12 protein-coding genes are annotated in these 15,520 nt (G+C 43.3%); 2 read left to right on the top strand and 10 right to left on the bottom strand.

The annotated features are described in order from the left end of the window. Positions 1-8: 8 nt before the first annotated feature. Complete coding sequence (locus L1077_RS11740) at positions 9-272, bottom strand: DUF4212 domain-containing protein (RefSeq protein ID WP_039611905.1); 264 nt, start codon at positions 270-272, stop codon at positions 9-11. 400 nt (positions 273-672) lie between these two features. Here L1077_RS11740 and L1077_RS11735 point away from each other — a divergent pair, with 400 nt between their 5' ends. Continuing rightward, positions 673-4,092: a PAS domain-containing hybrid sensor histidine kinase/response regulator gene (locus tag L1077_RS11735; protein WP_237137015.1), complete on the top strand. Its 3,420-nt coding sequence runs from the start codon at positions 673-675 to the stop codon at positions 4,090-4,092. A 5-nt stretch (positions 4,093-4,097) separates the two neighbouring features. Here the strand turns inward: L1077_RS11735 and L1077_RS11730 are convergent, their stop codons facing one another. Together L1077_RS11730 and panP are read right to left on the bottom strand one after the other, a co-directional pair. After that, on the bottom strand, positions 4,098-5,192 hold the full coding sequence (locus L1077_RS11730; RefSeq protein WP_237137014.1) for a sensor domain-containing diguanylate cyclase: 1,095 nt from the start codon (positions 5,190-5,192) through the stop codon (positions 4,098-4,100). A 348-nt stretch (positions 5,193-5,540) separates the two neighbouring features. Next, on the bottom strand, positions 5,541-7,172 hold the full coding sequence (gene panP, locus L1077_RS11725) for a pyridoxal-dependent aspartate 1-decarboxylase PanP (protein WP_237137013.1): 1,632 nt from the start codon (positions 7,170-7,172) through the stop codon (positions 5,541-5,543). 295 nt (positions 7,173-7,467) lie between these two features. Here panP and L1077_RS11720 point away from each other — a divergent pair, with 295 nt between their 5' ends. Beyond that, positions 7,468-9,357, top strand: coding sequence for a GGDEF domain-containing protein (locus L1077_RS11720; RefSeq protein WP_237137012.1), 1,890 nt, complete (start codon positions 7,468-7,470; stop codon positions 9,355-9,357). A gap of 18 nt (positions 9,358-9,375) precedes the next feature. On the opposite strand, the gene trmB is transcribed toward L1077_RS11720, so the two are convergent. From trmB to rph, 7 genes are all read right to left on the bottom strand, one after another. Next, entirely contained in the window at positions 9,376-10,050 is a 675-nt protein-coding gene (gene trmB, locus L1077_RS11715; RefSeq protein ID WP_237137011.1) for a tRNA (guanine(46)-N(7))-methyltransferase TrmB, read from the bottom strand. Positions 10,051-10,171: 121 nt separating this feature from the next. After that, positions 10,172-10,939 (bottom strand): ABC transporter permease, encoded by a 768-nt coding sequence (locus L1077_RS11710; protein ID WP_237137058.1) that lies wholly within the window; start codon positions 10,937-10,939, stop codon positions 10,172-10,174. Between the two features lie 2 nt (positions 10,940-10,941). Beyond that, on the bottom strand, positions 10,942-11,862 hold the full coding sequence (locus tag L1077_RS11705) for an ABC transporter ATP-binding protein (RefSeq protein ID WP_237137010.1): 921 nt from the start codon (positions 11,860-11,862) through the stop codon (positions 10,942-10,944). A 42-nt stretch (positions 11,863-11,904) separates the two neighbouring features. Further along, entirely contained in the window at positions 11,905-12,522 is a 618-nt protein-coding gene (locus tag L1077_RS11700) for a flavin prenyltransferase UbiX (protein ID WP_237137009.1), read from the bottom strand. Between the two features lie 4 nt (positions 12,523-12,526). After that, on the bottom strand, positions 12,527-13,876 hold the full coding sequence (mpl, locus tag L1077_RS11695) for a UDP-N-acetylmuramate:L-alanyl-gamma-D-glutamyl-meso-diaminopimelate ligase (protein ID WP_237137008.1): 1,350 nt from the start codon (positions 13,874-13,876) through the stop codon (positions 12,527-12,529). A 146-nt stretch (positions 13,877-14,022) separates the two neighbouring features. Next, positions 14,023-14,667: an orotate phosphoribosyltransferase gene (pyrE, locus tag L1077_RS11690; RefSeq protein WP_046354198.1), complete on the bottom strand. Its 645-nt coding sequence runs from the start codon at positions 14,665-14,667 to the stop codon at positions 14,023-14,025. A gap of 14 nt (positions 14,668-14,681) precedes the next feature. Next, the gene (rph, locus tag L1077_RS11685; protein ID WP_023399777.1) at positions 14,682-15,395 is read right to left on the bottom strand and encodes a ribonuclease PH; all 714 of its coding nucleotides are present in this window, start codon (positions 15,393-15,395) and stop codon (positions 14,682-14,684) included. Positions 15,396-15,520 lie beyond the last annotated feature (125 nt).

The raw sequence follows: 15,520 nt of genomic DNA, 5'->3' as shown, positions 1-15,520 counted from the left end.
GCTGCTCCTTACTCATCTACGCCGTATTTTTTATCGAGCGCATCCATTTTTGATACGTAGACAAAAATCAAAGCAACAAATGTATAAATTGCGCCTTGTTGTGAAAACCAAAAGCCCAATTTAAACCCAAAAAAACGCACTTCGTTCAGTACGTCGACAAATAAAATGCCACATCCAAATGACACTACAAACCAAATTACTAGTAGCTTAAACATCAAGGCTAGATTTTCTGACCAATATGCTTTTGCTTGTTCTTCACTTTTAAAGGCCATGATTAACTCCCCGTTTAACGCATAATGTGTATATGCGTTGGTATTAATTGACCTTTTGACTGTAGCAACGGCTTGTCTAGATTGAATTGAGACCTTAGTCGTAAATACAGGGTTACGTTTACGTAAACTGCAAATTAAAACAACTTGAATATATTTAATAGACTTTAAAATCAACACCTTATAAAATATTTGCATGTTATACCATGCAAATTATTAACACTTCATACGGTATAAGACATTAGTCTAATTAGCACAATAAATTACCAATTCTTCATAATAATCAGCGTATTATATTTATCGACTAACTCGCTGGTATATTCTGGGTAAGCCAGATAAGATGAGGGCTCAAACCAATCATCGAATTTAATAATACAATCAATAACATCAATTAGGACTGACGATGACAGCTGCGCTCATTTTGGTTGCCCTGAGTTATATTGGCCTACTATTTTGGCTGGCTAATTGGGGAGATAAACACACGCCTTTGGCACAAAAGATAAGCCATCACCCCTTTGTATATGCGCTTGCGTTAGGTATTTACTGTACATCATGGACGTACTATGGTTCAGTTGGTACCGCAGCTGCCAGTAGCTGGCACTTCTTCCCCATTTTGCTGGGGCCTGCGCTACTGTTTTTATTTGGTCACGGATTTTTACGTAAACTGATATTGGTCAGTAAAAAGCAAAATATCACCACTATTTCGGACTTTATCAGTGCCCGTTACGGCAAAAGGCAAATGACTGCGGTCATGGTCACACTCATCGCTTTGCTTGCAACTATTCCTTACATTGCACTGCAACTCAAAGCGTTGGCCAACAGCTTCGAACTGCTGCGTCAAAATGATGAAGTCTCAGGCGCGATATTAGCATTGACCGGTACCTTAATGATGGCGCTGTTTGCTATCTTTTTCGGCGCAAGAAAGGTCGATGTCACAGAATACCGTTCTGGGCTCATGTTAGCGGTTGCATTTGAGTCTATCATTAAATTACTTGCCCTCATCGCCGTTGCATATATTTCAGTCCAAGCCCTTTTTTTGCAAAACGATACCCACTCAATTTGGGCGCACTGGCGCGACTTTGATTTCGCTAACTTTAACTTTATAGGCCAAACGCTCATGGCAGCAGCTGCCATCATTTGTCTTCCTAGACAGTTTCACGTTACAGTTGTAGATAACCAAAACAGTAATCATTTAAACACCGCAAGATGGGCTTTCCCGCTATATTTAATGTTGATTGCTTTGATGATTATTCCCATCGCAAGCGCCGCAATACACCCAGGTATTGGTCAAGGGATCGCCGCAGACAGCTTTGTTTTAGGCCTGCCACTGAGCATCGACTACCCAGTGATGTCTACGTTCGTATTTATTGGTGGTCTCTCTGCAGCAACGGCTATGATTGTTGTCGCAACGTTGACACTAAGTACCATGCTTTCCAACGATATTGTGCTGCCTTTACTACTAAAAAGGCGCTTTAAAAAGAGCTTATTAACCAATAACTATAAGTCACAAATACTGCTTGTTCGACGCTTTATTATTGGTGCTATTTTATTACTCGCTTATTTGTATCAGCAATGGTTCGGGCATGGCGCAGCGCTCGCCAGTATGGGACTAGTTGCCTTTTCTTTAGTCACCCAATTACTGCCAGCCATTGTCGGAGGATTGTATTGGCGCAAAGGCCATGCCTATGGCGTATATGCAGGACTGCTCGCGGGGCTTATTTGTTGGGCACTGTTTTTATTATTGCCCATTATCTCATCTCCCGAGTTATTGGATTATCAAACTCAGCAAACCATAGTCACACGAGGCACCTTGCTCGCATTGCTTGCCAATATCAGCTGTTACATTAGCTTTTCTTTAGGGGCTCATGAGCGTCTCATCGATAAACTGCAAGCTACCGCATTTGTAAGGCCCAAAGAGCAAGCAGCTTTAGCTAAAAAGCTAAATAAAGAAGTCAAAGCCACCGTCTATGACTTCAAAGTTCTATTGCAAACTTTTTTAGGTATTCAGCGTAGTCAGCAGTTACTCGGGCACTATGCCCTCAACGAAGATATTGATGAAAATAACGCATCGCCAACACCTGATTTCATTAGCTTTTGTGAGCGCGCATTAACAGGTGTGCTTGGTGCGTCTTCAGCACAAGCCCTGATCCACGCAGTATCTTCTGGCAAACAAATGGCGTTTGAAGAAGTTGTCACCTTTTTTGATGAAACAACACAAGCGCTACAATTTAACCAAAACCTTTTGTTTACCTCATTGGAAAACCTGAGTCATGGCATCTCAGTCGTAGATAAAGACCTTAAGCTTGTTGCTTGGAACAAGCGTTACCATGAAATGTTTGAATACCCTCAAGGTTATCTACAAGTCGGTCAAGATATTGAAGAGATTATCCGCTACAACGCACAGCGCGGTGAATGTGGGCCTGGCGCATTAGAAAAGCTGGTTGAGAAGCGTGTGCAACACCTCAAAAATGGCACGCCCCATCACTATATACGGCACAGAGAAAATGGGCAGGTTTTTGAAATGACCGGTAACCCGCTACCTGGCGGTGGCTTTGTTACCAGTTTCTCTGACATCACTATGCACATGGCCACGCAAAATGCCCTTGAAGAAATCAATATGGACTTGGAAAATCGTATTGAGGCCAGAACACTGGAAATACGCGCAATAAACCAAGATTTAAAAGCCCAAATCGCAACTCGAGAAAAAATAGAGCAAGATCTTGTCAGTGCAAAAAAAGAGGCCGAACGCGCAAATGACAGTAAAACGCGATTTTTAGCCCTTGCCAGTCATGACATCCTACAACCGCTAAATGCTGCGAGATTATACCTTGGCGCCATTGATGAGCAGCAGATCCCAGATACACAAAAGAGTAACCTCAATAAACTGGGTGATAGTCTGGACTCAACCGTCCACCTCATGTCCTCGTTACTCGATATTGCCAAGCTAGAACAAGGTGCTATGCAACCCACTCCAAAGCATTTTAACCTCAATGATATTATTAAACCTTTGGTCAATGAATACGCCATTATCTGCCAAGACAAGGGGCTCAAGTTTAAAGTACGAAACACTGAGCATATCGTGCATAGCGACATGACTTATTTGCGCCGTGTAATACAAAACCTGGTGTCCAATGCCGTTAAATACACGGGTTCAGGTAGCGTACTTATTGCCTGTCGTAAACGCGAACATGGCTTGCGTATTGAAGTTTGGGATACTGGTCCCGGGATCTCGAAGCTTGAACAAGAAAAAATATTTACTGATTTTTATCGTATTGAATCAGGAGATAACCGCGGCGTCGGGCTGGGCTTGGGCGTTGTAAAGCGCCTCTGTGATTTAATGAGCATACCTCTATCAATGCACTCAAAACTGTCAGCAGGAAGCCGCTTTTGTATTGAAGTGCCATTGGGCGAGCAACAACACGTGCAAGCTGACAGAGAAGTCAGACCGTCAAAAAATAAAAGGCAGCTCTCTGTCATTGCCATTGATGATGATCCTAACAACTTGGCGGCAATGTCCAGCCTATTGGATAAATGGCAGCTACAACACTCAGTGTTTGCACAAGTCGAAGATGCACTTGCCTATGCAAAAAGCCATAAAGCACCCGATATATTACTGGTTGATTATCAGCTTGGTAATGAGTGTGACGGGGTCACGTTAATCGCAACTCTCAGAGAAGTTTGGCAACATGATATTCCCGCAGTGCTCATAACCGCTGTGCGAGATCAATCTTTAAAAGCTCAAGTTAAAGAGAAACAAATACATTACCTGACAAAGCCATTAAAACCAGCCAAGCTCAAAGCACTACTGAATCACTCTCAGTGATCCAGTTACAACGCGAGTTTTATTTGGTTTCGTCCGGCTGCTTTCGCTTGATAAACAGCTTGATCAGCTGCTTTAAGAGATTGGCTAAAGGGCATATTTAGATTTACGCTGGCAACACCGATACTGACCGTAAAATGAATAATATCTCCTTCATACAGAACCTCTAACGCCGCGGCTTTTACTTTGAGCCGCTGCGCTACATTCATTGCTAACGCAACTTCTGTCTCAGGCAGCAAAATAATAAACTCTTCACCACCTAATCGGCACACGCAATCTTCCGTGCGCACCAACGAATTACAACACTGAGCAAATTGCTTTAACACTTCATCGCCACCATCATGGCCGTATTTATCGTTGATCAACTTAAATCTATCTAGGTCAATCATTAACAAGCTTAGAGGTCTATCCGCGCGTTGATGGCGACTCATTTCACTCTTGGCATAATCCATTACATAGCGACGGTTATTCAGTCCTGTTAACACATCCTGAAATGCCATCTCCGTTAAGCGCTGCTGCATTTGCCATAACTCATGCACCAATAGCCTGCGGCTGCAACAATCAGCGATAAGCTCTGTCGCCACCACTTCCCATTGCAACCAATTTCGGGGCTCAAAACGTCCTTCACAGCACACCACGCCAATGGCTAAACCATTTTGAAAAATCGCGGCATCCAGTAAAGCGCAGATTTGCTGTGGTACTAAATAACCATCCGTAAATTCACTGGTTCTCGCATCTGTCATCGCATCATTTGCGGAGATTGTCTCGCCATTGATAATAGCGCGAAAGTAATTAGGATAATCTTGCACTGCTAGTTCAGGTAAAGGCCCAGTTATCAACCCATTCCAATCTGTATTGGCGTAGTTAATTAACTTACTTGGCTTAGCGGCATCATCGAATAACCACACTGATACGCGACTAACATTCAATAACTCTTTTGCTTCAAGCAAAATATCCGACAAAAATTGTTGGTGGCCGACAGATACATCGACCTCTTTTGATAAGACTCTTCTCAGTCTCTGTGTGACATGTGTTAGCTCATTATGTCTATTGTTAGACATATCACCTTCATACTCTTTCACATCTACAGCCAATGTTTTCACCCAAATACATCTAGTTTATGTACTCAGTAACCTTGATTTACGGTCACATGTAATAATGCGTAGCCTGTACTCCTGCAGCTTAAATCGCTGTTTTCAATTCAACAACTTTAAATCAGTTGGCGCAATACCATTGGCTACCTCAATTATTAATAATACGCCGATAAGATAAAAAAGCACTTTATTTATCCCATTTAAGGTACTCACATAAAGATAAAATATTTTGAATCAAAAAATGCGTTTTTAAAACTTCACTTAGCCCCTCACCGTCCAGCCCAAACTCGTTGTTTTATTTATAAATTATACTGTTTTTCGTTATTACCAAATAAAAAGGAGCCAGCTGGCTCCTTTTTATGTCGTTAAATATTTGCTTAAATATTTTTTCAAAATAGGATCATGCTGAGCCATTTCCCTTTGCTCTTCTAAAATGTCATTGAGCATTTGATAGGACGTTAACGGGTTTGCTAAGACAACACGAAACACTACGGTAGGTTGATTCCCGTACTGTTCTGGTGTAAGCCTTGTTCTGGATACAAATGATCGGCCAGTTTCACGTTGGCGCTTTTGCATACTTGCAGTAAGACGGTTAAGCGCAGCGTATATATCCAGCTTTTCCTGTTCATCAACCTTAAGCAATGCTTGTTTAACCTCTTTTGGCACATAACGATATGTCAGTAAGCAAAGTTCAGGTTGAGAAATCAGCTCAAAGTCATCTTGCTCGGTAATTAAGTTAGCAAAGTACTGAGCTTTTTCTATGCTCTGATCAATGAGCATCTCATACCCTTTACGACCAATCACCTGCAAGCATGCATGAACAAGCATTGCCATACCTGGTCGGCTACCCTCAAGTGTATGGCTTCCTAAATCTTTTGAGCCTTTACGTAAAATATATTCAGCATGGTGCTCAATCACATCTGTTGCTGCTGGGTCTTTGAATAGCACGATGCCAGCACCCATTGGCACATACATTTGCTTGTGCGCATCAATGGTGACTGAATCTGCTTTTTCAATACCCGATAAGAGATGCCTGTAGGTATTGGACAGTAATGTTGCGCCCCCCCATGCTGCATCTACATGGAAGTGACAGTCTAGTTCTTCACATAACGCAGCCATCTCATGTAATGGATCTATGCTGCCGGTCTCAGTTGTGCCCGCAACGCCAACAATGGCCATCACCTTGATCCCTTGCGCTTCAAGCTCGAGTGCTTTTTCACGCATGGCATTCATATCCACTTTATTATTTTGATTGGTACGAATAGCAATGAAATTATCACGGCCAATGCCGAGTACATCAGCAGCTTTGCCAAGAGAGTAATGACCACGCTCAGATACCAGTACCGCAAGGCCTTTATAGCCATAGTGCATCATGGCAGCAAACATGCCTTGCGACGAAATGCCTTTAAATTCACCATCAGGTTTCAATAAGCGGTTTCGCGCAATCCACAATGCGGTAATATTGGCAATCGTTCCGCCAGAGCAAAACGCACCTAACGCATTCTTGGCGCTGTGCATCCACTTTTCATAAAAGGCTTCATCTTGACCATAAGTCAAATGGTGCATCATACCTAACACTTGGCGCTCAAGGGGTGTGAATGCCTTGGACGTCTCAATCTTAACCAAGTTTTGATTCAAACCGACCATTAGCTTTGACAAAGGCAATAAAAAGTGTGGCAATGCCGACGTCATATGACCAATAAAGCTTGGCGACGCGGTATGCACCGAGTGTGCGACCAACTGCTCCATAATATCTTGAGCATAATCAGATACAAAAGTAGGCTCTTCTGGAATTGCCGCTGATTGAAAGTCTTTCTCTATCTCATGCAGGGGCTTTTCAATTGCAGCAATATTCTCGTTCAGAAAACCCGCAAGATTGTGAGAGATCTCTTGTTCTATTTTACTGAGTGTAGAGCCAGGGGCTTCCGGTACGGTAAAGATTCGCATCAAGCTTTCTTCAGAAGCGACTGCACAACGCTTTGGACCCATTGTTATTCCCAATCACAAATAGAGTAGATAAGTGCGCTTGCGCTGATATTACGCCTGACAGGCACATCCACCTTACTAATTTATTACGAAATCACTAACTCTACTTTAAAGTTGCAGGAAAGTCTTTAAATGTGGTGTAAAAAAATAAACTTGCCCGCTATTTTCTGCATAAATAAACAAAATGAAAGTTTTCAGGTACAAAAAATGCGCGCAATCTGCTAAAAACTTTGTAAACTTTAAACCAAAGATATAAAATTTGTAATATTATTTAACGCTACAAGCAACAGGAACTGCAATGACTAAATGGAACTTTGCTCATCGTACCCTTTCTTTAACTTGGGTACTCATTGGCTTTATTATCTTTGTCACCTCTCTTATCGGATATGTTTACTACACCTATCAAAGTAGTAAAGAGATGATCATGAGTGAAATAGATGAGAAGTTACGCATCGCGGCGCATAGCGCAAATTTATTTGTCGGCTCTAACTACCACGACAACTTGGCTGATTTATCACTTACTGAATACAAAGCACACAGCGAGCAATTGACAAAACTTGCCCAATCTATTGGCGTAGAGTACATCTACTCAATGGTTTACGACTCACCCCATGTGCGTTTCACAGCCTCCAGCTATACAGTTGATGATGTTGCTAAAGGTCATATCACCCAATTTAAAGATATCTATGAAGAAGCCACCACAAGTAATAAAGGGGCCTTTTTATCAACCACAGAAGTCTTTGAGATTTCCTCTGATAAATGGGGACATTTTAAAACAATATTTGTGCCTCATATAACCCCAAATGGGCAGATTTACCTCACTGGCGCAGACATTACGATTTCACATATAGAAAGTCAGCTACAAGAAAATGTCACTCAGGCTGCGCTTTCAGCGAGCTTTTTCTTCTGCATTGCTTTACTTGTGGCTGGCACTTATATGCTCGTTTATCGTCGCACCCTCACAACTGATGCCCGCACGGGGTTTGCCAACCGTTTAGCGCTTGAGCAAGACTTAGGCAATGCAAAAAGGTCGCACTTGAGCCTCGCTATTATCTCAATTTGTGAACTTGAAGAAATCATCAGCTTTTATGGCGCAGGCGTCGGTGACAAAGTCATTCAAAATGTAATGCGATACTTTCAAAACCTAACCACCCCCTTTAAGGTGTATCGTTTGGCCACCTCAAAACTGGTGTTACTCTGTGATACGCCAAATGGTGAGCACTATTTAAATAATTTAATTTCTGAGTTTCCATTTTCAAGACCCATTCTTAATGAGCCCATGCTATACATTCAACTAAAAGCAGGTATAGCACGCGGCAATAAAGGTCTGCTACTCGAGAATGCCTTCATCGCATGTAGACAGGCTCAGCAGCTTCATCAAACCACCTACATATATGGGCAGCAAACACAGAAAACCAAATTACTGCAAGAGTCTAATTTAGCCATTGCAAAAACGGTGCAAAGTGCTTTTGACCAGCATAGGATCATTCCTTATTTCACCCCAAGGGCCAGTATTAATGATCAGCAAATTGTCCAGTACCACTGCGCCCCAAGAGTACTGACAGAACAAGGCGTTATATTAAAATCTCAAGCTTTTGGGGAAGTAATTAAGCACTCTCGTCTCAACTCGCAATTAACCAAGCAAATGCTTGAATTATGTGTCGCACAATTTAGAAAAACCAATGTTGCTTGGAGTTTGGCACTGACCCCGCAAGACTTGCGTGACCCGCAAATGATGGAGTGTATTACTCAGGCCATTAACCGCTATCCGCAACCTAATTTAATCACTTTTGAATTGGACGAACAGGCGTTGATCAGTCAATTTAACGATATGACGGCAATCATCAGCATTTTGCGTGCTAAGGGTGTCAACATATTAGTGAATTCACGCAATAGTGGCCTGCTCACTATTAGTCGCATACTGAAAATGTCTATCAATGCAGTAAAACTGGACGAAAAGTTGATTGAACAGCTGGCAGACAACCCTCAAGTCAAAGGGCTAGTGCAGCATATCGGCGAGCAGTGCAAAAACAGCCAGATCTCATTGATTGTGTCAGGGATAAAAACACAAGCGCAATTAAATCAATTAGCTGGCACGCATATTACGCTTTTTGAGGGAGAATTCATTGGCGCAGCGGCACCGCACATTAAAGAAGGAACCGCTCGAGTGCAACTCAATGAGGCCTAGCTATGATGGCCTCACCGATTAAATTTGGCTTAAATTCACCACTAAGCGCGTACTGGATTGGCCACTGGCCCAGTACTTGCGCTCAAATGGCGTGATTGCGTACTCACTTTCATACGCCTCAGCGTCAACTGTAACGCCCGCAAGCTGCAGTGCTCTTGCAAACTCCTCGACATAAATAGACCAGTTACTTCTCACTTCCAATACACCGCCAAGTTTAACAATAAAAGGGAAAACAGCGGCACCATGCCAACGCCTTTGAATATGCTTGGCTTTTGGCCATGGGTTTGGATACAGCAAATAATGGTGACTAGGCTGCCAATTAGCTTCATAAGCCAAGCGCCAAAAATCATTTAAATCGGCTTGTACCAATATATATTGACCGTGCTCATCTTGCTTGTACTCAACATCGTGTTTATCAAGGCGATGCGATGATTTATCAATGCCAATCACTAAGGCATCGGAATGACGCTTTGCCAAGTTTGCGGTACTCTCACCGACACCACAGCATGAATCTAGAATAATAGGACCTGAAAAAGCCTGTACTTTTTCATTAACCTCATTAAACGCTCTTAAGGTGTGCTCAGCAATGGGCTTTTTGAACTCTGCACTTAAGTGCTTATGAACGATTTCGTCGAGCTTTTCATGTAGCCCAGTCTGATTTGTCGTGATACTTCGAGAGTTTGCGTCAGCCATGTTACTTATCATATTGCATTTGAATGGGGCAATTTTAAAAGCTTGGGGGCCAAAGTAAATAGGGTGAGGAATAAAATCCCCCTAGAAGAGGGGAAAAGCAGAGCTTGCGCTCTGCTATCTGTTAGTGTCTTAGTCCAACACCACGCTTAATCAGTGTCAGCGCTATCGTAAATAGCACAGAAATAAAACCAATGAGCACGCCAAATGCAACATAGATATTGACGTCAGATACACCTAAGAAGCCATATCTGAATGCGTTAACCATATAAATGATTGGGTTGATTTGAGATACCCCTTGCCAAAACTCAGGGAGCAACTGAATCGAGTAGAATACCCCACCCAGATACGTCAACGGCGTTAGCACAAAGGTCGGAATAATACTGATATCATCAAAGCTGTTTGCATACACGGCGTTGATCAAACCGCCAAGTGCAAAAACAGCGGAAGTGAGCACCACAGTGGCCACAATCACGGCGATATTATGAATTTGAATATCCACAAAAAACAAACTAACCAAGCTGACAATTAAGCCCACCAGCATGCCACGAGCCATACCGCCCCCCATGTAACCGAGTACAATCACATAGTTAGGTACTGGCGCAACCAATAATTCTTCAATACTCTTTTGAAACTTTGTTGAGTAAAAGCTAGACGCCACATTTGAATAGGAGTTGGTGATCACCGACATCATGATAAGACCCGGCACAATAAACTCCATGTAGCCAAAGCCGCCCATTTCACCAATGCGCGACCCAATCAAGCTACCAAAAATGATAAAATAAAGTGTCATCGTAATGGCTGGCGGTACTAAGGTTTGCACCCAAATGCGCAAAAAGCGTATACACTCTTTAATCCAAATACTCTTCAGTGCAACACGATATTTTAATATGCTCATTGCTTACGCCCCTGCTCTAATAACCCCACAAATAGCTCTTCTAAGCGATTCGCTTTATTGCGCATACTTAACACTGTATTGCCCTGCTCGCTCAATTGCGCAAAAACGCCATTAAGCCCTTGTGACTTCTCCACTTCGACTTCAAGGGTGTGATCATCAATCAAGGTAAACTGGTACCCTGACAGCGACACTGGCTTGATGGGCGCTTGTAAGTCTAAGATAAAGGTTTCTTTGTCCAGCTTTGCTAACAAGGCTTTTATCGTAGTGTGCTCAACAATAACCCCTTTGTCGATAATGGCGATATTGCGACACAATAACTCAGCCTCTTCTAAATAGTGAGTCGTTAAGATAATGGTGACACCTTGGCTGTTAATTTCGCGCAAGAAATCCCACATCGAGCGTCTTAGCTCTATGTCCACACCCGCAGTAGGCTCATCCAATATCAATAGCTTTGGCTCATGCATCAGTGCACGGGCGATCATTAAACGGCGTTTCATACCTCCAGATAAGGTACGTGCTTGCTTGTCTTTTTTATCAAACAGTCCTAGCTGCTTGAGGTATTTCTCGGCGCGCTGATGTGCAACTTGGCGAGGTACGCCATAGTAGCCTGCTTGATTCACCAAAATTTGGCTCAGCGTTTCGAACTGGCTAAAGTTGAACTCCTGAGGGACTAAACCAAGCTCAGATTTCGCCTCTTCTAATGCGGTATCAATTGAGTGGCCAAAAACACTGACCTCACCTTGGGTTTTATTCACCAAAGAGGCAATAACCCCAATTGTTGTTGACTTGCCCGCCCCATTTGGGCCTAGCAATGCGAAGAAATCCCCTTCTTGGACCTCTAAATCTATCCCTTTAACGGCTTCAACACCGTTTTTATAGACTTTTTTTAAGCCTTTTATACTTAATGCAGTTGTCATGTATTTCGGATCCCCAATCCCCATAATGTGTTTTCAAACAATTTAGTCGCCATATCCCCAGCGTTTTGCCAGATTATGTTCGATGTTTAGATGGTCTAAAATCCGTGCCACCATAAAATCAACCAGATCCTCGATTGACTGTGGTTGATGATAAAAGCCCGGCGCAGCAGGCATAATAGTGACGCCCAATTGACTCAGTTTGAGCATATTTTCCAAATGGATCGGGCTAAATGGCGTCTCTCTTGGCACCAATATTAACTGCCCATGCTCTTTAATCACCACATCCGCTGCACGCTCAAGTAAGTTATCTGATGCACCCAGTGCAATCGCTGAGACACTTCCTGCGCTACACGGACACACCACCATTTTTTTCGGTGCGGCAGAACCGGATGCAACGGGACTAAACCAGTTGTCTTTCCCAAAGACTTGAATTTGACCTTCTTTGGCTTTGCATAACGCACTAAGCTGTTCAGTGGCTTTGGCTTCATTACCAGAGAGTTTAACGTTGGACTCAGTATCCAGTACCACGCGCGCGGCGCTGGAGATAAGCACAAAGACTTGATAATCAAGTGCGACCAAAACTTCTAATAAACGTAGGCCATATGGTGCACCCGATGCACCGCTAAATGCTAACGTAATTGGATCTTTAAATTGTGACATAGGTTTATGACATTACCTTTTTAAGCTCAGCGGTTAGGGCATCATGAATGCCATTAAAACCACCGTTACTCATAATTAAAATATGCTGATTTGGTTTGGCCTGCGAAGTGACGTACTTAATAATATCATCTGTACTCGCAAAACATTGGCGACCCGCTTTTACTGCCGCTTCTTTTAAAGACCATGAAAGGCCTTGTGGCTCATAGACTAAAGCCTCATCAGCGGCGCCAAGCGCATTCATTAACGTATCTTGGTGCACGCCCATTTTCATGGTATTTGAACGCGGCTCCAAAATAGCAATGATTTCATCACTACCCACTTTGGCACGAAGCCCTGCAAGCGTCGTTTCAATCGCAGTTGGATGATGTGCAAAGTCATCATATACACTCACTCCACCTATTTCGGCTTTGAGTTCCATACGACGTTTTGGCGACTTGAAAGTTTGCAGTGCTTCAATGCTTACCTCAACTGGGATCCCGACATGACGCGCGGCAGCAATGGCCATAATGGCATTTTTCACATTGTGCTCACCAATGGCAGACCAGTTTACCTCACCAACTTCTTTACCCTCTAGCAGCACATTAAAGCGGCTGCCATCTGGCGCGGTTAATTGATACGACCAGTCTCCACCAAGCGATTCTTTTTGACTCCAAAAACCACGCGCTAATACCTCATTTATTGCACTATCTTGTGCTGGATAAATCGCTTTCCCCAGCCCAGGCAGGGTTCTGATCAAATGGTGGAACTGAGTCTGGATGGCATTTAAATCAGCAAAAATATCTGCATGATCAAACTCGAGGTTATTCAGAATTAACGTACGTGGTAAATAGTGAACAAACTTGCTGCGCTTGTCGAAAAAAGCGGTGTCATATTCATCGGCTTCGATAACAAAAAATGGCGTATCGGTAACCCGTGCGGATAAACCAAAGTTTTGCACAATCCCACCAATTAAAAAGCCGGGTTTAAGACCTGCATATTCAAGCAACCAAGCTAACATACTGGCTGTGGTGGTTTTGCCATGTGTACCAGCAACAGCGAGTACCCAAGCATCTTGCAATACATGCTGTTTTAACCACTCAGGTCCTGATGTATACGGCAGGCCCTTCTCTAACACATACTCTACACAAGGGTTACCGCGACTCATTGCATTGCCTATCACAACCACATCTGGTCTTGGCTCCAACTGAGCGGGATCATAACCTTGCGTTAATTCAATACCCAAAGACTCAAGTTGGGTACTCATTGGCGGGTAAACATTTTGGTCTGAGCCCGTGACTTTATGGCCCAAAGATTGTGCGATGGCTGCAATGCCCCCCATAAAGGTGCCGCAGATCCCAAGAATATGAATATGCATAAGTTCAGCTAGTTATGAAAATTGCCCTTAGAGTAACATACTCCAATGAGCCTAGGCTGACTTTGTACGCAAAACACTTTTGCACAGACAAAAAAATACCAGCCTGTTGGCTGGTATTTTTAGTCAATACTTCATTAAGTCACAACTTAAGCAACACCGTATTGGTCACGATACGCTTTAACTGCCGCCAGATGCTCAGACGCGCTACCTTGTTGCTCTAGGTAAGTAATGAGATCAGCAAGCTTAACAATCGACACCACTTCTGTGCCAAAGTCACGCTCTACTTCTTGAATTGCAGAAAGCTCACCTTTACCTTTTTCCTGACGGTCAAGGGCAATCAATACACCAGCTAAGTCTGCTTCGTTCGCCTTAATAATTTCCATCGATTCACGAATTGCAGTACCAGCTGTGATCACATCATCAACCAACATAATACGGCCTTTAAGCTCAGAACCAACTAGGTTTCCGCCTTCACCGTGTTGCTTTTTCTCTTTACGATTAAAGCAGTAAGGTACGTCTTTGTCATGGTGATCAGCCAGTGCAACAGCAGTTGTTGTCGCAATTGGAATGCCTTTATAGGCTGGGCCAAATAACACATCATAAGCAATGCCCGCATCTTCTAGTGCTGCAGCATAAAAACGACCTAAACGCGCAAGGTCACGACCCGTGTTAAATAAGCCAGCATTAAAGAAATAAGGGCTAGTACGACCAGATTTAAGCGTAAACTCGCCAAACTTTAGTACCTGCTTTTCTAGCGCAAATTCAATAAAATCTTTTTGATACTGTTTCATAACTCACCTACTGCTTACGCTAATGCTTGTTTTTGAATATCGATGATCTCGCGAATTGAGTGCTTAGCGAGTGCCAGCAACTCGTCCAGCTCTTCGAATGAGAAAGGTTCGCCTTCAGCAGTACCTTGCACTTCAATCAGCTTACCTGTTTCTGTCATGATCACGTTCATGTCAGTTTCTGCTTCTGAGTCTTCAAGGTACTCTAAGTCACTGATCGCTTCTCCGTTGTATACACCAACAGAAATCGCGGCAATCATGAACTTAAGAGGGTTTGCATTGATCATGCCTTTAGCACGCATGTGCGTCAGTGCGTCAACCAATGCCACACATGCACCACTGATTGATGCTGTACGTGTACCACCGTCTGCTTGCAGCACATCACAGTCAATTGTAATGGTGTTTTCACCTAGCGCCGATAGGTCAACCGCAGCACGTAAAGCGCGTGCGATAAGGCGTTGAATTTCCATCGTACGACCGCCTTGCTTGCCTTTTGCAGCTTCGCGGCCATTGCGAGTGTGAGTAGAGCGAGGAAGCATGCCATACTCTGCAGTGATCCAACCTTTACCTTGTCCTTTCATAAAGCGCGGTACGCCCGCTTCCACAGTCGCTGTACACAGCACTTTTGTATTGCCAAACTCTACAAGCACTGAGCCTTCAGCATGCATTGTATAGTTACGGGTAAATGTTACAGGTCTAATCTGATTTGCAGTTCTTTCGCTTGGACGCATCCACGTTCCCCTATCATCAAAGTTTCGCAATATTATAAAGGGATCCTTTGCGCTATGCCACGCAATACCAAAAGAAATCTTAGCTTTACCTATCGAGCAGCGTTTTTCTTAGGCTATAATGGCCA

The sequence above is a fragment of the Pseudoalteromonas luteoviolacea genome (assembly GCF_021654285.1).
In the GTDB taxonomy this organism is placed as follows: domain Bacteria; phylum Pseudomonadota; class Gammaproteobacteria; order Enterobacterales; family Alteromonadaceae; genus Pseudoalteromonas; species Pseudoalteromonas luteoviolacea_J.
This window is presented reverse-complemented; position numbering and strand designations above follow the sequence as displayed.

Bases quoted from the DNA above. Each gene is read 5' to 3' on its own strand.
- L1077_RS11740 (WP_039611905.1), bottom strand. From the start codon at position 272: ATGGCCTTTAAAAGTGAAGAACAAGCAAAAGCATATTGGTCAGAAAAT.
- L1077_RS11735 (WP_237137015.1), top strand. From the start codon at position 673: ATGACAGCTGCGCTCATTTTGGTTGCCCTGAGTTATATTGGCCTACTA.
- panP (WP_237137013.1), bottom strand. From the start codon at position 7,172: ATGGGTCCAAAGCGTTGTGCAGTCGCTTCTGAAGAAAGCTTGATGCGA.
- L1077_RS11720 (WP_237137012.1), top strand. From the start codon at position 7,468: ATGACTAAATGGAACTTTGCTCATCGTACCCTTTCTTTAACTTGGGTA.
- trmB (WP_237137011.1), bottom strand. From the start codon at position 10,050: ATGGCTGACGCAAACTCTCGAAGTATCACGACAAATCAGACTGGGCTA.
- L1077_RS11705 (WP_237137010.1), bottom strand. From the start codon at position 11,862: ATGACAACTGCATTAAGTATAAAAGGCTTAAAAAAAGTCTATAAAAAC.
- L1077_RS11700 (WP_237137009.1), bottom strand. From the start codon at position 12,522: ATGTCACAATTTAAAGATCCAATTACGTTAGCATTTAGCGGTGCATCG.
- mpl (WP_237137008.1), bottom strand. From the start codon at position 13,876: ATGCATATTCATATTCTTGGGATCTGCGGCACCTTTATGGGGGGCATT.
- pyrE (WP_046354198.1), bottom strand. From the start codon at position 14,667: ATGAAACAGTATCAAAAAGATTTTATTGAATTTGCGCTAGAAAAGCAG.
- rph (WP_023399777.1), bottom strand. From the start codon at position 15,395: ATGCGTCCAAGCGAAAGAACTGCAAATCAGATTAGACCTGTAACATTT.